Origin of the sequence: Desemzia sp. FAM 23990 (assembly GCF_045528485.1) — a bacterium.
GTDB lineage: Bacteria > Bacillota > Bacilli > Lactobacillales > Carnobacteriaceae > Desemzia.
Map to the genome: position 1 here is coordinate 40,710 of NZ_JBGQQW010000020.1, position 22,830 is coordinate 63,539.

Annotated in this window: 30 protein-coding genes and 2 pseudogenes; 4 read left to right on the forward strand and 28 right to left on the reverse strand. The window is 34.1% G+C overall.

The genetic code is table 11. The features are described from left to right. Window positions 1-37: 37 nt before the first annotated feature. From ACEN4I_RS08890 to ACEN4I_RS08900, 3 genes are all read right to left on the reverse strand, one after another. Entirely contained in the window at window positions 38-1,162 is a 1,125-nt protein-coding gene (locus ACEN4I_RS08890; protein ID WP_407097064.1) for an NADH-dependent flavin oxidoreductase, read from the reverse strand. Between the two features lie 88 nt (window positions 1,163-1,250). After that, window positions 1,251-1,517, reverse strand: coding sequence for a hypothetical protein (locus ACEN4I_RS08895; protein ID WP_407102757.1), 267 nt, complete (start codon window positions 1,515-1,517; stop codon window positions 1,251-1,253). A 627-nt stretch (window positions 1,518-2,144) separates the two neighbouring features. Beyond that, window positions 2,145-3,038 (reverse strand): SDR family oxidoreductase, encoded by an 894-nt coding sequence (locus tag ACEN4I_RS08900; RefSeq protein WP_407102758.1) that lies wholly within the window; start codon window positions 3,036-3,038, stop codon window positions 2,145-2,147. A 208-nt stretch (window positions 3,039-3,246) separates the two neighbouring features. On the opposite strand from ACEN4I_RS08900, the gene ACEN4I_RS08905 reads away from it, so the two are divergent. Next, the gene (locus ACEN4I_RS08905) at window positions 3,247-3,426 is read left to right on the forward strand and encodes a hypothetical protein (RefSeq protein WP_407097061.1); all 180 of its coding nucleotides are present in this window, start codon (window positions 3,247-3,249) and stop codon (window positions 3,424-3,426) included. 620 nt (window positions 3,427-4,046) lie between these two features. Here the strand turns inward: ACEN4I_RS08905 and ACEN4I_RS08910 are convergent. The 15 genes from ACEN4I_RS08910 to ACEN4I_RS08980 form a co-directional block, all read right to left on the reverse strand. After that, the gene (locus ACEN4I_RS08910) at window positions 4,047-4,658 is read right to left on the reverse strand and encodes a class I SAM-dependent methyltransferase (RefSeq protein WP_407097060.1); all 612 of its coding nucleotides are present in this window, start codon (window positions 4,656-4,658) and stop codon (window positions 4,047-4,049) included. Between the two features lie 22 nt (window positions 4,659-4,680). Continuing rightward, a complete protein-coding gene (locus ACEN4I_RS08915; protein WP_407102759.1) occupies window positions 4,681-5,583 on the reverse strand; it encodes an NAD(P)/FAD-dependent oxidoreductase in 903 nt (300 codons plus the stop codon). A 78-nt stretch (window positions 5,584-5,661) separates the two neighbouring features. Next, window positions 5,662-6,066: an RrF2 family transcriptional regulator gene (locus ACEN4I_RS08920; RefSeq protein ID WP_407102760.1), complete on the reverse strand. Its 405-nt coding sequence runs from the start codon at window positions 6,064-6,066 to the stop codon at window positions 5,662-5,664. Window positions 6,067-6,422: 356 nt separating this feature from the next. Further along, on the reverse strand, window positions 6,423-6,758 hold the full coding sequence (locus ACEN4I_RS08925) for a hypothetical protein (RefSeq protein ID WP_407102761.1): 336 nt from the start codon (window positions 6,756-6,758) through the stop codon (window positions 6,423-6,425). A 60-nt stretch (window positions 6,759-6,818) separates the two neighbouring features. After that, window positions 6,819-7,214 (reverse strand): hypothetical protein, encoded by a 396-nt coding sequence (locus tag ACEN4I_RS08930; protein WP_407102762.1) that lies wholly within the window; start codon window positions 7,212-7,214, stop codon window positions 6,819-6,821. Between the two features lie 177 nt (window positions 7,215-7,391). Next, complete coding sequence (locus ACEN4I_RS08935; protein WP_407097055.1) at window positions 7,392-7,736, reverse strand: hypothetical protein; 345 nt, start codon at window positions 7,734-7,736, stop codon at window positions 7,392-7,394. Window positions 7,737-7,770: 34 nt separating this feature from the next. Beyond that, on the reverse strand, window positions 7,771-7,965 hold the full coding sequence (locus ACEN4I_RS08940; protein WP_407097054.1) for a hypothetical protein: 195 nt from the start codon (window positions 7,963-7,965) through the stop codon (window positions 7,771-7,773). Window positions 7,966-8,032: 67 nt separating this feature from the next. Beyond that, window positions 8,033-8,545, reverse strand: a complete 513-nt coding sequence (locus ACEN4I_RS08945; RefSeq protein ID WP_407097053.1) for an NUDIX hydrolase — start codon at window positions 8,543-8,545, stop codon at window positions 8,033-8,035. Between the two features lie 105 nt (window positions 8,546-8,650). Continuing rightward, complete coding sequence (locus ACEN4I_RS08950) at window positions 8,651-8,857, reverse strand: hypothetical protein (protein WP_407127719.1); 207 nt, start codon at window positions 8,855-8,857, stop codon at window positions 8,651-8,653. A gap of 53 nt (window positions 8,858-8,910) precedes the next feature. After that, window positions 8,911-9,246: a hypothetical protein gene (locus tag ACEN4I_RS08955; protein WP_407097051.1), complete on the reverse strand. Its 336-nt coding sequence runs from the start codon at window positions 9,244-9,246 to the stop codon at window positions 8,911-8,913. A 39-nt stretch (window positions 9,247-9,285) separates the two neighbouring features. Then, the gene (locus ACEN4I_RS08960) at window positions 9,286-9,966 is read right to left on the reverse strand and encodes a hypothetical protein (RefSeq protein ID WP_407102763.1); all 681 of its coding nucleotides are present in this window, start codon (window positions 9,964-9,966) and stop codon (window positions 9,286-9,288) included. 414 nt (window positions 9,967-10,380) lie between these two features. Next, the gene (locus ACEN4I_RS08965) at window positions 10,381-10,923 is read right to left on the reverse strand and encodes a hypothetical protein (protein WP_407097713.1); all 543 of its coding nucleotides are present in this window, start codon (window positions 10,921-10,923) and stop codon (window positions 10,381-10,383) included. 4 nt (window positions 10,924-10,927) lie between these two features. Then, on the reverse strand, window positions 10,928-11,362 hold the full coding sequence (locus tag ACEN4I_RS08970) for an HIT family protein (protein ID WP_407097712.1): 435 nt from the start codon (window positions 11,360-11,362) through the stop codon (window positions 10,928-10,930). A 795-nt stretch (window positions 11,363-12,157) separates the two neighbouring features. Then, window positions 12,158-12,601, reverse strand: coding sequence for a hypothetical protein (locus ACEN4I_RS08975; protein WP_407097711.1), 444 nt, complete (start codon window positions 12,599-12,601; stop codon window positions 12,158-12,160). Between the two features lie 2 nt (window positions 12,602-12,603). After that, entirely contained in the window at window positions 12,604-12,801 is a 198-nt protein-coding gene (locus ACEN4I_RS08980; RefSeq protein WP_407097710.1) for a helix-turn-helix transcriptional regulator, read from the reverse strand. Between the two features lie 227 nt (window positions 12,802-13,028). On the opposite strand from ACEN4I_RS08980, the gene ACEN4I_RS08985 reads away from it, so the two are divergent. After that, window positions 13,029-13,289: a hypothetical protein gene (locus ACEN4I_RS08985; RefSeq protein ID WP_407102764.1), complete on the forward strand. Its 261-nt coding sequence runs from the start codon at window positions 13,029-13,031 to the stop codon at window positions 13,287-13,289. A gap of 125 nt (window positions 13,290-13,414) precedes the next feature. On the opposite strand, the gene ACEN4I_RS08990 is transcribed toward ACEN4I_RS08985, so the two are convergent. From ACEN4I_RS08990 to ACEN4I_RS09025, 8 genes are all read right to left on the reverse strand, one after another. Continuing rightward, window positions 13,415-13,615 carry a hypothetical protein gene (locus ACEN4I_RS08990; RefSeq protein ID WP_407096833.1) on the reverse strand — a complete coding sequence of 67 codons (201 nt, stop codon included), beginning with the start codon at window positions 13,613-13,615 and terminating at the stop codon, window positions 13,415-13,417. 516 nt (window positions 13,616-14,131) lie between these two features. After that, window positions 14,132-14,545, reverse strand: coding sequence for a hypothetical protein (locus tag ACEN4I_RS08995; RefSeq protein WP_407096832.1), 414 nt, complete (start codon window positions 14,543-14,545; stop codon window positions 14,132-14,134). Window positions 14,546-15,113: 568 nt separating this feature from the next. Then, on the reverse strand, window positions 15,114-16,589 hold the full coding sequence (locus ACEN4I_RS09000; RefSeq protein WP_407096830.1) for a flotillin family protein: 1,476 nt from the start codon (window positions 16,587-16,589) through the stop codon (window positions 15,114-15,116). A 42-nt stretch (window positions 16,590-16,631) separates the two neighbouring features. Further along, window positions 16,632-17,210 carry a hypothetical protein gene (locus tag ACEN4I_RS09005; protein ID WP_407096829.1) on the reverse strand — a complete coding sequence of 193 codons (579 nt, stop codon included), beginning with the start codon at window positions 17,208-17,210 and terminating at the stop codon, window positions 16,632-16,634. 498 nt (window positions 17,211-17,708) lie between these two features. Further along, the gene (locus ACEN4I_RS09010; RefSeq protein WP_407102765.1) at window positions 17,709-18,560 is read right to left on the reverse strand and encodes an aldo/keto reductase; all 852 of its coding nucleotides are present in this window, start codon (window positions 18,558-18,560) and stop codon (window positions 17,709-17,711) included. A gap of 86 nt (window positions 18,561-18,646) precedes the next feature. After that, window positions 18,647-19,066, reverse strand: a complete 420-nt coding sequence (locus tag ACEN4I_RS09015; RefSeq protein ID WP_407102766.1) for a MerR family transcriptional regulator — start codon at window positions 19,064-19,066, stop codon at window positions 18,647-18,649. Between the two features lie 110 nt (window positions 19,067-19,176). Next, window positions 19,177-19,650, reverse strand: a complete 474-nt coding sequence (locus tag ACEN4I_RS09020; RefSeq protein WP_407102767.1) for a hypothetical protein — start codon at window positions 19,648-19,650, stop codon at window positions 19,177-19,179. Next, window positions 19,637-19,855 carry a helix-turn-helix transcriptional regulator gene (locus ACEN4I_RS09025; protein ID WP_407102768.1) on the reverse strand — a complete coding sequence of 73 codons (219 nt, stop codon included), beginning with the start codon at window positions 19,853-19,855 and terminating at the stop codon, window positions 19,637-19,639. Before ACEN4I_RS09025 ends, ACEN4I_RS09020 begins: the two co-directional genes overlap by 14 nt. 200 nt (window positions 19,856-20,055) lie before the next feature. On the opposite strand from ACEN4I_RS09025, the gene ACEN4I_RS09030 reads away from it, so the two are divergent. Both ACEN4I_RS09030 and ACEN4I_RS09035 read left to right on the forward strand, forming a co-directional pair. Further along, window positions 20,056-20,811 carry a class I SAM-dependent methyltransferase gene (locus ACEN4I_RS09030; protein ID WP_407102769.1) on the forward strand — a complete coding sequence of 252 codons (756 nt, stop codon included), beginning with the start codon at window positions 20,056-20,058 and terminating at the stop codon, window positions 20,809-20,811. A 121-nt stretch (window positions 20,812-20,932) separates the two neighbouring features. After that, window positions 20,933-21,262, forward strand: a pseudogene (locus tag ACEN4I_RS09035) (cytidine deaminase); the annotation flags it as partial. 104 nt (window positions 21,263-21,366) lie between these two features. On the opposite strand, the gene ACEN4I_RS09040 reads toward ACEN4I_RS09035, so the two are convergent. Beyond that, complete coding sequence (locus ACEN4I_RS09040) at window positions 21,367-21,651, reverse strand: DUF5316 family protein (protein ID WP_407102770.1); 285 nt, start codon at window positions 21,649-21,651, stop codon at window positions 21,367-21,369. A 790-nt stretch (window positions 21,652-22,441) separates the two neighbouring features. Continuing rightward, a pseudogene (locus ACEN4I_RS09045) lies at window positions 22,442-22,830 on the reverse strand (hypothetical protein); the annotation flags it as partial.

Below are 22,830 nucleotides of genomic sequence, written 5' to 3' on the forward strand. Positions count from 1 at the left end.
AATACCAACCTCAAACCTGTCAATTCAAATCATTAGTCTATTTTACAATCGGCAACCAACCTGGTCTTGACGCTACATATTCCCACATAGCATCCGGTAAAGCTAGGTCTGCTCTATCTTCCGAATGAATCTCTGTACGGATGGTATCTTCTTTTCCAGTTTTTACTTTCTCGACCCAATCAGGTTCTACAATCAACTCTCGACCAATCGCTACGAATGGAAGATGATGCTCTTCCATAGCTTTGACTGCATCATCCGGTGTGACTACTTGTCCTACACCGATAAGCGGAATATCAGTGCCGAATTTTTCAGTGATGATGTCAATTATAGGTGTGCTGTTTTCTTTATCGCGCATAGACGTTTGAGCGACACTTCCTAAAGAGATATGAATGTAATCCAGACCAGTTGTTTTCAATTGATTCATCAAAGCTAACGTGTCATCCAAAGTGATCCCTGGTTCTTCCATTTCTTCCGGAGAAATGCGGTAACCAAAAATGAATGGTTTGTCTGCGTATTTGTCAATCGCATCTTTAGCAGCTTTGACAACAGCCAACGGAAAGTTCATTCGTTTCTCAAGCGTGCTGCCCCAATGATCGTCTCTTCTATTGGAATGAGGAGAGAAAAATTGTTGAATCAAGTACGTATTGGCGCCATGAATCTCTACTCCGTCAAATCCGGCTTGAATGGCTCTTCTTGTTGCTTCACCAAAAGCTTCAATAAGCTCACGCACTTCGTAATCAGGTAATTCTCTTGGTATTTCTGCGTTATCTCGAAGAGCTGGAACAGCACTGGCGCTTACCGGTTGAATTCCCCTAAGAGTATCTGCAGATCCCATTCTGCCGACGTGGAAAATTTGCAAGATTGCTTTTGTACCGGTACTTTGAATCGTTTTGGCTAATTTGGACAAACTTTCAATGCGATTATCTGACGCCGCGCTTAATGATCCAGCAAACTTACCGTCTTCTCTTACCTGTGCGCAAGATGTAATAACAGCTCCCAGACCAGCTGATCGGCGCTTGTAATAGAGGTGTTCATCAGTAGTGACCATCCCATTCTCAAATGCTGAATTTGTTGTCATCGGCGGCAAGATGATACGATTATCAATCGTTGCTCCTGAAGAAAATGTAAATGGTTCAAATAATTTTTCGTACTTTTTATTCATACTGTTTATAGCCTCCTATGCTTTATTTTCTGTTCGAGTATATCACTAAAAACCTACTTAAAGTAAGTATAGTATTCTAAGTATTATTTTAGAAAACAAAAAAAGCCCAGTAGAAAGCAGTTCCCAATAGAACAACGGACATTACACTATTGAGCCAAACAGCTATTTTAGCTCCTTGAACCGAACTATTCCGGTATCGCAAAGCAATCAAAGCAAAGTTTCCTGCTAACAATACATAGACTGAAACTTGGCAAGTGGCAAAAGTTATCATGTTCATAAAATAAAGAGCAATTAAGAATAAAACTGCAACAACTATTGCAATTCGTAGACTAACATATCGTTTAGTAGATTTCATCTAGACTTAGACCTCCTTTTTTGGGTTGAGTTAGAAACAGAACGTCTTTTTTTGAAAAACTCCCACGCTCTTATAAGCAGCACCGCTATTGTAGAAGTTATAATAATGTGAGTAGTGTCTTCCAAAGATTTATCCAGCCAATATTCATACGCTAAAAAATAAAAAACTGCCATTAACAATACACGTAATACGAAACTGGTTACCTTGTTTTCCACTAAAATCCTCTTCTCTCTTCAGTAGTTTTTGCACAAAAAAGTTATGTAAAAGGAGTGTTCTTAAAGCAAATAAATATGATTTCATGTAGAAATGAACAAGTTCATTTACTCAATAAAAGCGTAACCGTATTTGCATTAGGATTAAAAAGAATATTGAGTGCAAAGAAATTTAGCACTGTTTGAATGGTTGTTTTATAGTCATTTTTGAAGTTTCCATTTATCAACTATCATCCGTTTTGTTCTAAAAAATATCTACCTTTATTTTACTCTTATTGAAGACCATTTTCTATACTTATCTATAAAATGAATTTAAGTTTTCAGCTAACGCTTAACGCCACATTATCTATTTTTTCGCACACAAAAAAAAACCCGAAACATTTAAATTTCGGACTTCTAATAATACTATTCTAATTTATAAATCGATTGGTTGTCCGCCTGTGACACCATAAATCTGCCCGGTGATATAACTTCCTTCATCTGATGCTAGCAAAACATAAACTGGAGCTAATTCAACAGGTTGTCCAGCACGTCCCAATGGACTATTTTGTCCAAATTCAGGAACTTGCCCTTCCAATTTACCATTGTCTAATTGAAGTGGTGTCCAAATAGGACCTGGCGCTACACCATTGACGCGAACGCCTTTAGAAGCAAAATATGAAGATAAAGAAACTGTAAAGTTGCTTATTGCTCCTTTTGTAGCTGCATAATCCATTAACGGTTCGCTTGGATTAAAAGACTGAACAGATGTTGTGGTTATAATCGCACTGCCTGGTTTCAAATGTTTTTCTGCAGCTTTAACTGTTTCGAACATACTGATGATGTTTACTTTGAAAGTATCGTGCACTTGTTTCATAGACAAATCACTTAAAGAAGGCCGAGCAATTTGCTGCGCAGCATTTAATACTAGAATATCTAATGCACCAAAAGCTTCAATGGCTTTTTCAACAATTTCAGTTGCTGCACCATCTTCACGCAAATCATAAGGTAATAACAATGCTTTTTTTCCTTCTTTTTCAATCAATTCTTTTACTTCGTTAGCGTCCTCTTCTTCACCTGGGAAAAAATGAATAGCTACATTAGCACCTTCTCGCGCATAGGCTATCGCAGCTGCTCGTCCCATACCTGAGTCGCCACCTGTAATTAAAGCGTTACGCCCTTCCAGACGGTTATAACCTTTATACGATTCTTCACCGCAATCGGGTCTAGGTTCCATTTTGCTTTGTAATGCCGGAGTATTTTGTTCTTGTTCCGGAAACTTCTCTGCATAATACTTCTTACGTGGATCTGTTAAATGTGAGTTTTCCATCAAAAGTCATCTCCTATTAGGTTTATTGATTACAATATTAAGGATAACAAGATAATCATGAAAAAACTATTGATACGCATTCTATTATTAGATTTGTACATAAAAAGACTTGTCTCAGTATAGATTATTTTTCTAAAACTCTATTTTTCAATAATAACACAAGGTATAAAAAAACAAATGTAATAACATTTCACTAAGGAGGCAGCAGATGAAATTTTTAAGTGGTGAAAACGTTATTTGTAGTGCTTTTTGGATGCACATTTATCTTTATGGTTTGGAAGCAACTTTTTCTTTAGGATTTAAAGCTTCATTTTACTTGTATGCTATCATTTTATTCTTATTAGGAGTTTATGTTATAGTGATGCATTTTAAAGAAAACGAGCATTAAACAATAAAGAGTCGAGTTTTCCACTAACAACAGTAGAAAAACCGACTCTTTTTTTATTATTTTTTTGTTTCAACGGATAGTTTCTGCATTCTCATAGTGAATAAAAAGTAATACCTAACAATATTAGCTTTATACAAACTTAACAGAGGTGTCACCTGACATATCCCATTCCAAACCAAGTAGATATGGTAGTAAAATGACTCTCAACCACCATATCTACCGACAAAGAGAACAGATATAGTTCATAAACCATTCTCAACTACCATATAGGGCAGAGTAATTGAAAGTTTTGGTCAGTGAGAGGTGAATTGAGAGAGTTACTGTCCAATTAGAAAGCATTTTTTTAGTTCGCTAAACAATAAAGAACAAAGACAGTTCAAAGTAAAAAACAGGAAACGAAATTATTGGAGCCTGTAAGTATATTGGCAAGTTCAATCTGAATGCAGTTAAATTTTAACACTTAAATAGTGAGTTCCTTTCTGATTACATCTATAGCTTAATACTTCTAGTTTAGCCCGATTACTTTTAAAAATTATATTAACAAAAAAACATGTTTTCTAAAGAATCAATTCTTTTAGGAAACATGTTTTAGACTATTCTATTTAATAATGGATTCTATATTATTTTTTTCTAGCACTTAGAATAAATCTGGATGCTTCTTGTCCAGCGTTCTCTTTTTTTGCATCATAGAAAATGTTTGACTGGATATGCTGGTAGCCTATTTCTGATAAAGCAGCTGTTAATGCTGAGCTGTCCATTCCATGTCCATGGCCGCTTGAAACTTTTTTTGGTTTTTCCATTTCAATAATCAGCAATTGTCCATCTTTGTTTAAGGCCTCATAAAGTTTAGAGAGTAGTTTATGGCTGTCTGAAATATGATGCAATACTAGAGAAAGTATGATGGTATCCGCCTTATAGAGAAGTTGATCATCTTTTTCAATATCCAGACAAAGTACAGATGCTTTTTTAGTGTCTATATCTGCTAATTTCTTCTCGACCTGTTCGATCATTGCTGGAGATGCATCTACAAACAACATAGATTCAAAATCTTCTAACAAGTCTAGACCCACATTTCCTGTACCGCAACCAAAATCTATCGCTGTCTTTGTGTGGTTTTTGTCTAACAAATTGCGTATAGCTTCAGTAGAACGTTTTGCCATATCCTTATTTTTTGTTGTGTCGTATTTTGCTGCTAACTGATTGAATTGATTTATATGTCCGATTACTTTCACTCCGTTCTTTTTTTGAATCCTTTTATATTCCTTGAAATGCGGCCTCACTAGAGTCGGCTATGATCCCTGCACCTGCCATATGACCTTGACTGGCAGAAACAATCAATTGAGAAGGACCGGTTATTTCTCCTGCGGCATAGATGCCTTTTATGTTCGTATGACCCATGATATCCGTCATAATAAACCCTGCTTCATTGACCTCGATGCCTAATTGTTCAATGAATGGAAGTTTATTATCCAATACTGTAGTACAGAAGCCACCTGATCTATTGATTTCTTCTCCGCTTTCGAAAACAACGCCCTGAAGTTCCCCACTTGTACCTATTAGTTCAACAATTCTTTCTTCTATCAGACGAATATGATTTATTTCCAGAACTTTCTTCTGCTCAGCATCAAAAACGGTCTTTCCGTTAGTCGCCACAATCAAATCATCTGTCCAATTTTTCAATAATTTAGTAACATGGAGAGCCTGAATGGATTCTGCTATGAGTACCAGAGGTTTGTCTTTCATTTCCCAACCATCACAGAAAGGGCAAGAGAAAATACTGCTTCCATAATAGTTTTCAATTCCTTTCACATTTGGAAGCGTCTCTTTTACGCCTGTAGCTAAAACGATATTTTTAGTGTGGAAGGTTTCTCCTGACTCGGTAGTCAATTCAAAAGAGTCTTTCAGCGTTTTTTTAATGGATAGAATTTTGCCTTTTTTGATCGAAATGGTTGGATATTGCAGTAAATCTCTTCTTCCTTTTGCTCTGAAATCTTCTGGCTTAATATTATCTCTCGTTAAAAAAGCATGGGTTTCATGCGTTACAGCATTTCTTGGTTTTTCTTCATCAATCAGAAGCACTTGTTTTTTCCCTCTTCCGGCTACTAAAGCAGCACTCATGCCTGCTGGTCCTCCACCGATTACAACAACATCCATCATCTTTTCTCCTCCTATAAATTCTATTACAGACCTTTAATATCTATAATTAAAATAAAAATTAGCTAATCACTAATTTTTTTATTGCCTTTGATTCAAAATATCCGCGATTGTCTTACGTGCAAGTTCATCTTTCAGCTTATCTTCTGCATCGGCTACTGCACACTCGATCAAACATTCTCTATTCCACTTACCATCATGAGACATCGTACAGTTCAGTAATGATTCATATCCTTCTATCGCTTGAATGATATCAAGAAACGTACATTCTTCTGGCGAACGCAATAGACGATAGCCGCCTTTTACTCCGGGAGTTGATGTAATCAAACCAGCTTTTGATAATTTTGTCAGTATTTTTGACAAATAAGTAGGCGATAATTTTTGGCGTTTAGCTAAGTCTTCTACCCTGACTGCTTCGTTGGTAGATTCCATTGCCAAATGAACCATAGAATGTAAAGCATAATTTGTCGCTTTTGAATATTTCATACTGCTCTTCCTTTTAATTACAGATTCATTTTGTCTTTAATTGAATATAAAGTAGATGTGGCCTAAAGTCAATACGTTTTTTTATAATTTTTGTTTCAACGGATAGTTTCTGCATTCTCATGATGAATAAAAAAAATACCTGACGATATTAGCTTTAGACAAACTTAACAAAGGTGTCACCTGACATATCCCATTCCGCGCCAAGTAGATATGGTAGTAAAATGACTCTCAACTACCATATTTACCGACAAAGAGAACAGATATAGTTCATAAACCATTCTCACTTACCATATAGGGCTGAGTAAATGAAAGATTTGGTCAGTGAGAAAGTTCCAACCCCATTAGAAAGCGGATTTTTAGTAGTCAAGCTGTCTCAAGTACAGAACGATTCTTTTCTCTTTATCTAATTTTACATTGTACTGTCTTATAGCGTCTTCTAATTTTTTCTTTGATTTTGGTTCATCACTGAACGTATTCAACAGTTTATAAACCAGTTCTGAAAATACATAAACCAGCCCAGAAGAACCTAGTTCAATTCCCAATAATTCCTCATCAGATAACTTGGTCTCCGTTAGTTTTTTCACTTCATGATTGTATTCACCCTGAATCAATATGTATTCCTCTTTACGTTGAAATCCTTCCAGTAAATCTTCCTCGTTCCATACTTCAAAATACGTTACTTCTTTTGTCAAATTAATCCCTCCATTTAAATAGTAAATTGTTGAAAATAAATTAAGTATCTCTAGTCAACCTTATTTTTTGTGAAATATAGAATATACGAGAATTCCACCATAAAACCCTGCATATTTAGGGAAATCTTGTAACAGATAAGTTATTCTAGGAACATTGCTTATAAGGACAGTTGTAAATAGATGAGAAACAGACAATGCCAAATAGATTGCAAAGCAAATTAAAGCAATCAAACGAAAATTCATTTCTTTCATAAACTTTGTTGAATATAAAGCCATAGACACCAACAGCATGATTAGGAATGTCGGCAACAATATATAAAGCACCTGAGCCCATATTTCTGAAATAAGCTCACCTCGTAAAAAAGCTTGCTCTGCCACAGTTAAAAAGTATCGGTAACCGATCATAAAAATTGCTGGAACAAACATAAATAAACCATAAAAAGTCGTTTTTTTCATATACATCCTCATTCCTATATTTTAGTTTAAAACCTGGCGTAATTATATTTAAATCCTAATCGTCCGTTGTTGATTTCCTTTTGTTTACTTGTACAGGCATATGGCAAGCTTGACTTTTTGTGTTTGAGTGCTCTTTATTGCTAGTGTATTTGCAGAACAGTTTTAAAATCCATAAGTTTAAACTCTACCGCTTTCTGCAATAGATTGAGTATATTTTTCAAGAAATACGCTATTTAAATAGAAACCTATAGATAAAAGTAAAGTTAGGGTAGATTCATCTTTGGGTAAGGTGATTATCATTACTGTTACAATTCCGATATCTAGCATAAGACTTAGACAGATTATTATTGTCATTTTTTGCTGGTTTTCTTTTGAAACATCCCGTAAAACTTCAAGTTTATCTGTAGGAATCCAAAAATGCAGAATCTTTGAAGATCTTTTTTTCATTAAAAATTGAATAAGTGCCATTATTTTAGTTGCAATAACAACGCTAAGAACTATAGTTACTATGTAATTTGCCATAAACAGCCTCCGATGATTTTAAAAACAACCTTTTTTATTTACGATTGTACATAAATTGTTGGATTGAAAACTTTATGATACGGTACAAAAACCAAAAGATTCCAAAAAATAAAGCAAAGGAACTGATTTGCATCAAAAATGCGCCAATGGTTGTTTCTAGTACATTATGGAGGACAAAAACAACTGCGGAATATCCGATAGCTATCATCCAAAATACTCTTCTACTCATCCAATACCTCCTTACTCTTTAGGCTCCTTTTTATCGTAACATAAATGATTTAGAAAACGTTTTTATATTATTTTTCTCCTTTTGTATACAAAGCTTCTTTTACTTCCCATGATAAAAAGGACGTTTTTTCTAACACATTTTTGCTTTTATTCATCTCTTCTAATATTTTTAATATTAGAGGTGACGGATTATTGATGTTCAATTCTTTCACCGCGACCCAGTCGATACCATCAGAATCATTTTTTCCATCTGCTACTGTTTCAGGAATAGCTTCTTCATCCTCAAACAATTCAACATCATAAAGAATAAAAATATGATGGACTGTATGGTCAGCTTCACTTTTTACAAAACTATCATAGACTCTGCAGTTTTTATATTCAGACACTCGATGGCCAGTTTCTTCTAGGACTTCTCTGATCAAGGTCTCCGTTAATCCTTCACCATCCTCTTGACTTCCTCCTGGCAAGTCGTATCGATTCTGATATGGTCCTGCATTTTTTTGAATACATAAGAGTTTATCTTCTTTTAAATTCACTCCGTAGACTCCAAAATGTTGATGATACTTCTCACCGTTGTTCATTCATATAACGACCTTTCTTGCTATATATTTAAGCTCAGCCTCTTGAATACATGTATTTGACGTTGAAAGTTGATGACTCCATTACTAATAATTAGGTCTGTTGCATCAAAAAAATTGAATCGTGCAGTTATCAGTTCCGACCAGAGCAACCTCATTTTTGACAAAAATTCTTTCCCCTATGTGAAACTCAAGAAGCTTCTCATCTCTAACTTCTTTATTAGCAATTCTAAATTCTTCACGATTTATTTTGTACGTCTCCCTAAAATTGTCTTTGTATACTATGGAAACCTCAATCAGTTCTTCTTCCATCATTGTCTCTCCTTTTTAATTGGATTGTATTCCACCAATTTGTCAAAGCCTAAACATTATTGAGCGTGCAATTTATTTAGGATGTTTTTAATTAACCTTCCAGGTACTAAATGGATTAAAGTAAGGACAATGGTATAACCTAATGCAGAAGTGGGCAAAGAGATCATCAACAGTGAAACAGCAATTGTACTTAGAACTATACCTGCGCTCAGCACAACTTTTATTTTTATCATTTTCTGATCAGGAATGTTAACTAAATTATAGTTTTCACTTAAGGGCGTCCACCCTTTCACAAACCAAGAAGAAAAGTTCCCCTGAAGTACGCGTATCAAACTCATGATTCTACACGAAAAATCTATTATGAAAATAACCAGCAAGATATAATAAAACATTTCACTACCTCCCTTAGTTATATGTTACTAATCGTCGATTTAAAACTGTTCTATATTTTCAAGTTTTTCTACTATCAATATACTTAGATCAATAGCTTCCCTGTAATCAACGGGTACAGCTGTATCTTGAAGAGTTGTTAATATAATTATATTTTTGTAAGTCATAATAAGTGGAACACAATAAACGTCATCTTGACTGAAATATAACCAATCTGATCCTTGAAAATCATTGGTGATATTTTCTTCATTACGCATAAAAGAAATAGTGAAATATTTAGTGCCATTTACATAAGTAATAGTTTTTTGAGTTGATTTATCTGAGAGTTCACCATCAGAAGTCAAGAATTCTCTTTTATTAAATGATAATTCTTTATCTATAACTGTAACCGAGTCTCCTAAATTACTCAAATCTGGATCTAATTGATAGTCTGGTATTTGAATTTTTGAAATTTGGCGAACCCAGGCATCAAAACCCGGTTCAGTAATTAAAGTAACTTTTTCTTGAGATGCAGTATTGGCAACAATGTCTGTGTCCGCGCTATTAGATTCACTTACTGAAACTTTATCTTCTACTGTTATCTCATGCTGTTCGGGACTTTCGGTTGTATCCAATGACATTAAAAAATATGTAATGATGCTTCCAAGTACAAAACTCACTAATATACAAAAAATAAAACCAAACACTTTTTTATACTTTTTCTTAGTGTAGTTTTTCTTCATAACTTCCCCCCTATTTGATTTATTAAGGATAATCAATAGAATACTTGTTGGCTATAGTTTGAACAATGAAATTCCATTATTAGACAAAATAGCCAATGATATAAAAAGGCAATAGATAGAGAATTCCATGAAAGTATCATTAAGAGATTACTGACTTCGTATAAAGTCGAAAAATTATTACCCATAGCAGCGAAAATTCTTGATAAAAATCATTGAATACGATGACTTGCACTTATTATTCTTTTAAGTAATTTGTTGGATAAGAGTCCACGAGAAACTCTACTGATCGTTCTATTAATCTAATGAAATTGTCGCTGATACCGACATCTTCTATTGTCGCAAAAGAAAAGATGGTCGAAGACTTACTAATATGGTCTTTTAATTGCTTATATTTGTTTCCTTTTATATTTCTATTTAGATTTTTTTGCACATATTCTCTAACCCTTCTGCTTCACAACGTAAATGATAAAAATATTGGACGATTTCTTTTTCTTGTTCAATAGACTTAGCCATCTTTTTTAAACTTCTCTTCCCAACTCTTCGATCAATCAAAGAAAGAATTTTAATGATTATATGATTGGACTTTAAGGACACTTCAATAGAAGAACTAAGATATTCTTCAACAGCGTCAAAAAAATCAGATTGAGAAAAAACACCTTCAGCCATAATCATTTCATGAGCTTGTGATTGAATATCAACATTTTGTGGTCCATTGTAGACATCATAATCAATATTTTGCTGAGTCATTATCTCTTGTTCAACTTCATACATTGCATTGTCAGCAGCTAAAGTACTCATACTGAAGACTTCTTTTTTATCCACTGTAATAAAAACTCTTCCTGTTTGATCATGAGCTTTACGGTAATTGGTTACCCTAAACTGGACTTTGTCTTTTAAAGAATCGCAGATAAAACTTTCTATCTTCTTTTTTACTTTGCTCCACTTTTTTTCAGGCAATATTTTATCCTCCGTAATTTAAATCTTTTATACTATTACGAAATCTTCTTTTTGTTTTTTCTAAATTAGACTTATCTTCAGTATAATTTTTATTATCTTCTAAATAAAAATCTGCGAAGTTCTGACCTTTGTATCTTGGAACGAGATGCAAATGGAAATGAGTCAACTCGTCAAAATCTCCTCCGTTTTGAATGATAGAAATACCATCAGGAGCAAATAATATTTTTATTGCTTTAGATATAGTTGCCGCTGCTTCAGTTAAGGACTTTGCTGTATTCTCATCCAGTTCATCAAAATATCGCACATGTTTCTTAGGTAAAATCAACACATGTCCTTCATTATAAGGAGCGTGATCCAAGATGCAGCAAACAAATTCGTCTTCAAATACCACATACACTGCTTCTTTCTTATTTGCTAGATTACAACCTAAACACTCCAATTATAATTCCCCCTTTTTTCAGTAACTTCAGAAATTGGTATAACTTCATCAACAATCAAGTCAGAGTTAGATATTTTAATTAAGCTTGTTCTTTCGTATTTTGTTTATGCATCAAACCAATAAGAAAGATTACTGATAGAATTAGGAAAATGAAACTCAAATATTTAATATTAGGCGGACTAGTAAAATAAGTTAAAACAGAATAAAGAAAACTCCAGATGACTGTGCTGAGTTTGGTCATATGATTCCAGAAACGATTTAATAATTTTTTCATTGCGGGACTCCAATCCATTGGCTTTTTAAATTTTTGTTGTAGAAAACTTCCAATTCGATTACAGCGTTTACATATTTATTATAACCTAGGCCCATTAAGAAATAAAATAACTTTTTTTATAAAATGTGTTAAAATAGAAATAGAATAAATAACGCTTACAGGGGGATGGGCTATGTTAGTACTGGTACTGCTTTTGGAGATTATAGGTCTGCTTAGCGAGTCTTGGATCTGGTCAAAAATAAATCCTAGTTTAAAAGAGTGAGTTGATGAAAGTAGAATAGCTTGAAAATTGCCTTTGTGATACAAATTCAATAGCTGAACTATAAATAAGGAGATTGATGACTTAAATGAATGAAAAAACACAGAGAGCTCTTAGAATATTGATTTGGTTAGGAATTGTTTATCTAGGAATAAATATATTTCTTATGTTGCTTACGTTTATTTCACCATTCTTACCTACTTTCTAAAAAAGATCTCCTAAAGTATATTCTACATTAGGAGATCTTTTTTATTGTTCTATTTTAGTATAAATTTTTGTCTTCTCTTCTTTTATCAATTTCATTTCGTATAAAGTATGTAATGGGAATAGCTAACCAGATTAGTCCTCCAAATGTATAAACAGCGTCAGTACTTATTTTACCATTAAATGTATTACCTGGCTCAAAGTTCTCTAAGTCAAAAGAAGAATATAAATTAATGATTCCAGTTATCAAAAATATCCATATATATGCTTTCACGTCATCATTTTTTTTAAAATAAGCGTTATGATACACACTCAAAATAATAAAAAATAACATTACTGAAAACATTATAAACAGTGTTTCAACTTCTTTTGTTTCGCCCCATTGAAGATTAAAAAATATATCCAGTATGTTATTTAGCACCAGCAAACTAACTAATAAAATAAACGAATAATACCCATATTTATATCTCATCAACTTTTGATATTCATCATACTTTTTCATCTCTATTCCTCCCAAAATAAATCATTTAACGTTACCCCAAGTACTTTACAAATATTAATACATAAGTTGATTGTGGGGTTATAGTCTCCTCTTTCAATAGCACTGATAGTTTGCCTGGTTACATCAACAGCATCTGCTAACTGCTCCTGGGACAAATCCATTTGTGTACGCGCCACCTTTAACCGAATATTTTTAGCCATATGATTGCTCCTTTTATGACAACTATATTTTACATTAAGTTAATTATAACATACAAAAATATCGAGATACATAGTAACTATTTTTTTATCCTCCTTTATATTTAGTTGGATAAATACATACTTCCCGACCAAATTTCACTTAATTATGTTATATTGAAGATAGCATTCTCAGCGCTACAAAGGACTAAACAATTTAGTCCTTTATTCAAACTAAGGAGTTACCTATAATGGAACATTTAAAACTTAAACGTATAAAAGAAGGATCTTTATATGCACTATTATTCATGGGATTTAATGCTATAAAAAACATGATTTTTGACCACAATAATGTAGTTAGTCTTTTCCAGGAAATGAGTCAAGATAAAACAGTTGGGATACCGCTTTTCATCATTACTTTAGTGAGTTCTTGGTTTTTCTTAAGTCTAATCATTGGAGTAGGTCTAATTATATATGATTTTTTTAAAAATAAATCGGTACAAGAATCATGAAAATGACCTTTTAGTAGCATTCTTCTAAATAAGTAATCCAAATAGCTCCGCCACTTTTATTGTGGAGGAGCTATTTGCATTGTTTGAGACTATGCTGACTAATACGTTAAATCACAATTAAAAAACTAATTTTTTTCTTTATTTCTTCCTCTGACTCTAAAAAGTTCAATTAAAGTTAGTGCTATAGCGGTATATAATCCTCCACCGATAAAGCTTTTATTTACGAGATATTCTATTGATATACCAATACAGCTAGAAAATACCATTACTAGTATGACATGAGCATAAGGGTGTTTATTGGAAAATTCTTTATAATGATTAAGCATAAATTCCTCCTAATCTATACAATTAATTAATTTTGTGTTTAGGTATAACCACTTTTCTTGTTGCATCGTATCCTGGTCTTACATAAACTCCTACCCATTCATTTCTACACTGAGTCCAATCGTCCCAGTTATATAAGCATTCGCTTTGTAAAGACCAATGTTAATGGCACCAGTTAGAACACATGTAGCAACAACTATAAGTATACTCCGAAACTCACCATCTATAAAAAATTAGGCGTGCTACTCTTGCTATTTTAATATTTTTTTATAAGCTACTGCATACTGCAACTGAACCATCTTCATCATATTTATAACTGGTTCATCAACTTAGATATCATTCACTATTCCTAGCACCATAAAATCCGGGAGCACTCTCATATCTAATATTAAGCGATTTGTTTCTACTCTAAATTTTCCACAACTATAGTTAACATTTCATAGATTGACAAATGAAATACTAAAGCTAAATTATAAAAAGCGTCAAATAACTACATGCAACTTGAAGACAAATGCAGATTAAGGAGAGAAACCGTAAAAAGTTAAGATAAAAAGGGGATATCCTAGAGCAATTATTCCTGTCAATATAACGATAGCTCCAATGATTATCACATATTTTAAAAAAACTAAATAGATATCTGCGTTCATTATTAATTTTCTAAACAGCAGTATCAAAACTACTCCCAATGGGATAAATAACAAAAAATATAATGTAGCTAAACCGTTATAGTAAATGTTTATTCCTTGATTAGGCAAAGATGTTTTGAAAAATATAGAAAAGCCCAATAGGAATGCGATAAAGATTAAATTGACTACAACAGAGTAAATACGAAACTGCTTTTTGTATTTACTCGATAATTTAATGGCAAAAGAGATTAAAACGTATATTGCAGAGATTACGACTGCAACGACAATATTCAATGGAAACTGCATGTGGATTCTCCTTGTCATATCTAGAAATGGGTAATCCCTCTAAATATGAATTTTTTAAGATATATATAGTTAGTAATTTCTTCAAAAAATTTTTGCTCCTTTGTAAATGAGGCGCCAATTTTTTAAAATGAAGTGATTTTTCACACAATGAACAAACGAATGTTTGAACTGGATTTCTATAGTTTTTTATTATGCTGTTCATTAGCTTTTTTATTGCTTATATTTCCGCCTATAATATCAACAAGTAAAATAGTTATGAATATAACCACAAAGCTAATAAGAAAATTTAACATAGCATTGGAACTTATTGGATTGAAAAATACGTCCTGAATAAATACAACAATAAAAACTGCAATTCCAGTCACAATACTTCTAGTTATCTTCGACAAATAATCAACTCCTTTTAGTTTACGTTATCATACGCGTAATTTTTTATCGAACAAAAATAACCAACCAAACTTTAAAAAAATGATTCAAAGTTTGGTTGGAGACTGCAGGAAAATTTTATCAAGTCAATGTCTCAGTAAAAACCAGCCAATAAACATATTGAGCTCCGAACGTTAGGTTTTTATTCTACACTATCTGTGATGATCGGTTCTTCAGCCGCGGGACTTGTTTGACTTAATGTGTCGTTTAGATTGTTGATTTGACGACCCACATTCTTTGTTCCAGCAAATGAGTTTATTAGATTGTTGATGTCTAAGCCTGTTGCATCTTTAAAAGCTTCTTGAGAAGCGGTTAATGTGTTTAAGGCTGTTTTGGTAATAGCTGATGCTCCATTTCCGTTTCCGCTGTCTACCACTGTGATCTTGTCAATGTTGCTTAATGGTTCAGCTGCAGCCCGAACAATTGCAGGATAAGCTTCAATTAGCAAGGTTGCAATGGCTTCATCACCATATTGTTTCAAGGCTTCGGCCCATGCTGTCTTGCTATCGGCTTCAGCTTTACCGATTAAACGAATACTTTCCGCTTGAGCCATACCGTTTAATTCGATTTCTTTGGCTCTCGCTTCAGATTCAGCGATGGCTCTGTTTTTGTCAGCTTCCGCACGTTGCTCAACAGAGTAACGTTCAGCATCGGCTTTTTTACGGACAGTTGCATCGTATTCGCGTTCTTGTTTAATGGTCTCTTTTTCTTGCAATTCGATTTGCTTTTCACGTTCAATAATTTGAGCGTTACCCTCTTCAATGATAACTTGTTTTCTTAATTCAGCTTTCTTTAAGTCATATGCACTTTCAGCTTCGGCTTTAGCGATATTTTGTTCTCTTCCATACTCAGATATGCGCAGACTTTTCACTTTTTCAGCTTGTGCAATCTCTGTTTGGCGTTGCAATTCAGCTTCTTGAGACAATTGTTCAGCTAATGCGCGTTGAATACGTGTTTCTTTATCCGCATTTGCTGTTTTGATATCTGCATCTCGTTTAACTTCGGCAATACGTCCTTGACCTAATGAGTCTAGGTAACCGTTTTTGTCCGTTACTTCTTTTACCGTAAACGATAAGATAACCAATCCCATTTTAGCTAAATCGCCAGAGGCTTCATCTTGGACATTTTGGTTGAATTTATCCCGGTTTTGATAAATATCTTCCACAGTCATACGTCCTAAAATCGAGCGTAAATGTCCTTCTAGGACTTCTCTTGCTTCGCTTTCCAATTGCTCGGTTGATTTACCCAGATATTGTTCCGCAGCGGTTGCGATATCTTCTGATGTGGATCCGATTTTAATAATAACGGTTCCGTCAACTGCGACTGGAACACCTTCTTCGGTATACACTTCCGGTGTACGAACGTCTAATTTAGACGACAGCAATGATAATTTATGAACGGATTGAATGATTGGCCAAACGAAAGTTCCGCCTCCGCTAACGATTTTCATTTTATTGCCCGTATTTGGGTCAACATACACGTTCTTACTGCCTAATGCTGTACCACTGATAATTAAGGCTTCTGCTGGAGAAGCTGTACGGTAACGACTGACTAATGCTACTAATAAAATGACTGCAATGACAACTGCGCCAATGGTTCCGAATAAGGTTGAATCCATGTGTAAATTCCTACTTTCTCGTATCAGTTTTTGATGGAGCGGTTATTTTTTTTGTTTCTCATTCCATGTTGGTGTTGGTTTACCAATGGTTTTAATGCTGTTTGTATAGGGTATTACATAAAGAATGTTGTCTTTGACGTCCATAATCAATACGTTTTTATTTTTTGGAATGTCGGTTATGCCGTCAGCATTATCATAGATTTTAGCCATTTTATTGACTCTCGTAAAACCAGTAGAGACGATGACTTCCCCTGTTCCATTTAGTGTAATCGGAACGGATACTTTCGCTTCTTTCCCCTCTAATTCATGGATCGAGGTAATGGTTGAATTTTCTGCGCGTCTCTTAAAAGGCAGTATAACGAGAATATTCATAAGCATAATGGCAATCATAACAGCAAAAAAGATACCCGCAAACAGCCAAATAGAAACTGTTGTAAGATTACTCACTAGAACCCCGTATGTAATGAAAAAAGTAATCATGCCTGTGACAAAGAAATCACTGATGTCGTAAAACCCGACACTGATAATATCTTTCAGGGGTAATGTCAAAATAGCTAATGCTATACATCCCGCAAAAGCTAATTGTAAGTACAGTGGGTCTTCTAAGATAGATGTCAGCACTTCATTTTCACCTCCTTTCAATGAGGGTTAATTCTGCGATACCAATTGAAGAAAAAATAACATTCTCTTCTTAATATTTAATATAAACCTTTTTCTGCTAAAGTATATAGTAAACTAATTATTTTTTATACTCGCTATCCTCTTAAAGTCGACAAATCTATTATCTATCTAAACTACTGGTATGAATAGAACGCAACGGTTTACATCATAGCAACCACTAGTTGCTAAAAGGCTATCAAATGATTCCTTCATCATAAGTTAGATTTTATGTTTTATTCTCATTCCATTTGCCACATGCCTATAAGCAAAAATCCCCTTATGAGGAAAAGCACCTCATAAGGGGATCTCTGCTTATATTCAGTGGTCAAAACGATTTTTATCTCGCTCTCGTGATGGAATAATTAATCATCTTGAATTTTATGATTATCTTCAAGCTTATCTATGAAGACCATACCAGTCTCTACAATAGAAAAAAGTTGTTTTAATAACTCTATTTCCTTAAATATTCATTTTTCTACTGGCCATCCATTTAATCATTTCTGGATCAGAATGAGAAAAAAATTGGCTTTCACCCTTATTTAAAGTAGCTATTTGCGCTTTGTCATCTTTAGTCAATTCGAAATCAAATACATCTAGATTTTGAGCCATACGTTCTGGTTTTACTGACTTGGCTAACACAATAATATCTTGCTCGACTAGCCACCGAATAATGACCTGTGCGACTGTTTTACCATGTTTATTTCCAATTTTTTCTAAAATTGGATTAGTAAAAATGTCGTTTTTTCCTTCAGCAAATGGGGCCCATGCTTCGGGAATAATTCCTTCTTTTTTTAACGCTTCAATATTTTTTGTTTGTTGTTGAAATGGATTAATTTCAATTTGATTTACTTGTGGAACGACTTCATTAAACTCAGCTAGATCAACAGCACGGTCAACGCCAAAATTTGATACGCCAATTGAGCGAACTTTTCCTTGCTTTTGAAGTTCTTCCATTGCACGCCACGCACCATAAACATCATTATATGGTTGGTGAATCAATAACATATCTATATAGTCTAATCCTAAACGTTTTAATGATCGTTCTACAGAAGCTATTACACCGTCATGATGAACATTTTCTACCCATACTTTTGTAGTAATAAAAAGTTCTTCACGAGGTACACCAGAATTAGCGATTCCACGGCCAACGGACTCTTCATTCATGTAGCTTTGTGCAGTATCAATATGGCGATAACCAGCTTTAATCGCATCTTTTACAGCTTTTTCAGCTTCTTCTGGATCAGTAATTTGAAACGTTCCAAATCCTAAAATAGGTACTTCTACATCGTTATTCAGTTTCACCATTTTCATGTAACATTCCTCCAGTTTTGATAAACTATTTTCGATTACATGATTACTATAAACTATGGAGTGAACTCCATAGCAAATCTTTTAATTTATTTTTTTCTTTCCCACAGCTTTTCTATATTCTCGGGATCTACTTCTCCTGCTTTAAATTTCCTAATATGTTCATCATAAGTGTTGATTTTATATTCTAATAAATCTCGTACTTCATTCATTTCAGCTATTTTATTATCAAGTTGCTGTAACTGATCTCCTAAAATTCTTTTTTGCGCTTCTTCCACATTTTGTTTTTCACGAAGCTGAGCTAACGTAGAAAATTCAATCAATGATTCAATAGAAAGACCAGCCTTACGTAAGCTTTTAACTAAGTAAATCCAGTTTAAATCATTTGTAGCGTAATCTCGATAACCACTATTATTACGTTGAACAGGAGGAATCACCCCCACTCTTTCATAATATCGCAAAGTATCTACTGTCAATTCAAACATATCAGCTGCTTGTTTAATATTCATAAATACCCTCCCTCTTTATCAGCTTATATGCTTATTATAAACCTTGAAGTTGACTCCAAGGCAATCATTTTGAATACTCTTCACTAATGAAAGTCCTAGACTCTTTTCAATTAATATTCAATTTCTTGGTGGTAACGCCTAATTTTGTGTTCTCCCCATAGATAAGAAATCCCTAATATAAAAAAGAACATTATAATAGAAATCATTACTTCTCCAGTCCAATGACTCCAGCCTTCAAACAAATAGCTACCTACTGCAAAGCCTAGCGTAAAAATAATGCTTTCTGGAATATAGGCTTTGTAAAAACGGTCTTTTTTTGCTGATTTAGATAGCTCTGTCGATAAATTCTTGCCTAAAAGAGATTTTGGAAAACTGTATGTTTTACTGCGGTACAAACTGAAGAAAACCGTTACGACTAAAGCTAAAACCAATACAATATCCCAACCTAAATTCGCAAGAGAATCTGTATTTGTTGCAAAGAGATAAATAGACTTACAAAGAATCAACACTAGTACTACTACTGCTCCATTTGCTAAAGCTTGGATTGTATTTCTTTCCACCCGTTCATCATCAAATTTTTTCATCGGTCAGCTCACTCTCCTCTATCCAAAAAACTTCATCTAATTTTTTATTCAATGCATAACAAATAGCTAAACACAACTTTAAAGTAGGGTTGTATTCTCCTTTTTCAATTAAACTTAACGTCTGTCTAGTTAAAAATGCTTTCTCAGCTAGTTCTTTTTGTGACATGCGTTGTTCTTTGCGAATTTCCCGAACTTTATTTTTCATCTTTTCACCTCTAAAGGTAATTTATAAATTCCTTATATGTAAAATATACATTACATTTATAGTAAAAGCAATTTTTTTAAATAACATTTCATTTATTTTAGGTTACAATAAGACTATTAGGAATGAGGAGGTGCTCTATTATGGGTATCAGAAACTTGAAGAACTCTTTGTAATTCAAAAGAATAACGAGGAGGAAAAATATGCAATCTAATTGGGAAAAGGAATTTTATAAAGAACAATTTGAAATGATCCATTCAGGAGATAATCAGCCAGAGGAGGCCTATTTCAAGGAAGTCGCTTCTCTGATTCATGAACAAGTTGGGAGGCCTTTTGACACGGTGTTGGAATTAGGCGCTGGCCGTGGCGAAGTAGCAAACGAAATAGCTCGTCTTGGGAAAAAAGTAACCACTATTGAATTGGTAGAAGAAATTAGTCAGTATGCGACTCTTCATGCGCATAAAAATGTTGAAGTCATGTGTGCTGATTTTTATAAGGTGAATTTATCTAAACAGTTTGATACTGTCTTATATCTTGATGGATTTGGTGTAGGAACGGATACTGAACAGCTCTATCTGCTTCAGCGGGTCAACGAGTGGATGAATGAAGATGGTTATGCTTTAATTGACATTTACCAACCTCTGTATTGGGAAAAAATGAATGGTATCGAGATGTATCCATTAAGAGGTCAAAACATTAAGCGACAGTATGGATACGATCAGTCGAAACAGCGAATGACAGACACTTGGTGGTCTACTGCTCATCCAGAGCAATCATACACGCAATCTCTAGCTTGCTACTCTCCTGATCAAATTCATGCATTATGCGAAAAAGCCGGCTTTCAAATCGTAGCTTACTATCCAGGCGGAGCAATGAATTTGGAAACAGGTGTGTATCAAGAGATAACGTCTCTGGATGAGTGCCTTTCTTACCGCATTAAAATGAAAAAGAAGCTCTAATATAGAAAATGACTGTATTTAATAAATATTGGAGGATAATATGACTATTGAACACAATCTTTATCAAGCCGCAATTGATTTGATAGAAAAAAGATATCCTACTGGTTAGGGCGGCGCTGCAGCAATGCACACAGTTGATGCCCAAATACTAACCAGTGTCTCACCGAATGTGCTAGTTGCGGCAACTGAATTATGTATGGAAACAGGTGCTATTCTTGAAGCACATAAATTGAACACAAAAGTCACACATACTATTTGTGTGACTAGAGAAAACGAAAAGGCTCCCTTTAAAATTTTAACACCTTGTGGGGTCTGCCAAGAAAGATTATTTTACTGGGGAGACGATGTTAAAGCTGCTGTCTCTAACCCAGATAATGATCTAGATTATAAATCTTTAAAAGAAATACAACCTCATCATTGGTATAAGGCTTATCAAAAAGAAGTTCATTAATAGTCCATTAGCATCCTTTGAGTAAAATATAAAGACTTCCGCTAAATAATAACACGTCCTCCCCCATAGAACACATATGGGGGAAGACGTTTATTATTCAGTATTTAAAGCAACTCAATATATGCCATCACCAGATAAAATGGAATAGCTATCACCAGTAAATTCCATGCTGAAAATATATTGGCTTTTGTTCTCTCTTGATTGGTTGCGTAATTAGATCTCACTCGATCCCCACTTGCCAAAGCACCAGATAAAATGATTGCTCCAATAGTTAAAGCTGCAGCGATCCATTTTGTTACTTCATAAAAAGAATAATTCAGCACTAAACTTCCTAAGTAACTCAATAAAATAAATCCTACTGAACCAACTAACAAATAACTTTTTTTCATTTTTTCCCGCCTCTCTCCCATGGTATAAATTTAAATGAAGAACGAAAGCAAATCCACTATTTAATATCGCTTACTCTATTAATGTTTGAGCTAACTAGCTGTAGCAGCATATGTAATGACGGTAATTATAATGACAAATGAGACAGTAAACCACACTTTATTTTTTGTATAGTCCCGTTTATATCTAATCTTTTCTATAATAGAAATGAGATTGAGGCAAAAAACGATTCCCCAAATTGGAATTGTCACTGCTCCTGCAACAAGAAAAAAAGAAAAAAACACTTCATCCTCTCCTAGCCTTTAAAACCTAAATAAAAAATATTCAGGTTTACTGATTACTATCTCATTACTAGAGATATATAACATAATCATACCATAGTAATTAAAATAAAATTAATCTATTCATAACCTTGTTAGTGTCAATATTTTCTCGGTAAAAATTTTTTTTAAAGTTCAAAGAGAAATTATTCCATTTTTCCAAACAATTATACGTTGATTTGCCTTTTTTGTTCTGTTTTTGTGCTATATAAGATGAAAAAACGTTTTTTTGGGCTTTTTAACCCGCAGGCCGAATACACTTCGCTTTCCGGGGGCGGCGGTGAGCCTCCTCGTGCTAGCGCACTGTGGGGTCTCACCATTGCCTTTTAGATCCCCCAGGAGTCTACGTGTATTCGGCCTACTCATCTAAGCATGCATCTATGCGACTGGCGCCATCATCCAATCTGCTTTTAAAACAGTGCTCAATTCTTTCATTCAACTCACGTAGTTCATTTTTTATGAGGGTTGTACTTTAAACTGTACTCAACACTTTATTTAACCGACCAATACTGCTGCTAGAGGAACTGATATGAAAAATAGAACCGTGGCGTACTCCTTCATGTGGTTGATGAGCAACCTGTTTATGCGCAGCTTTAAGGGCTTCTTTATACTGATCGCTTTGCTGCTTATTGTATTCAGGCATTTCTTCTAAAATGGCACGCTCCAATGTTTCGTTCTTCAGTCCTTCTATCACATAAACTACGTTTCTTACACCATCCTTAGACCAGTATTTTCCGTGTCCTTTTACTCGGTAACTATAAGGTCTATGGTTACTCTCGCATGTTCCAATGCCTCTAAGATTCTCTCCAAGCCCTCTTTTATAAAGAGGCATTAAATAATCCCAATTCCGATTTAAATAGC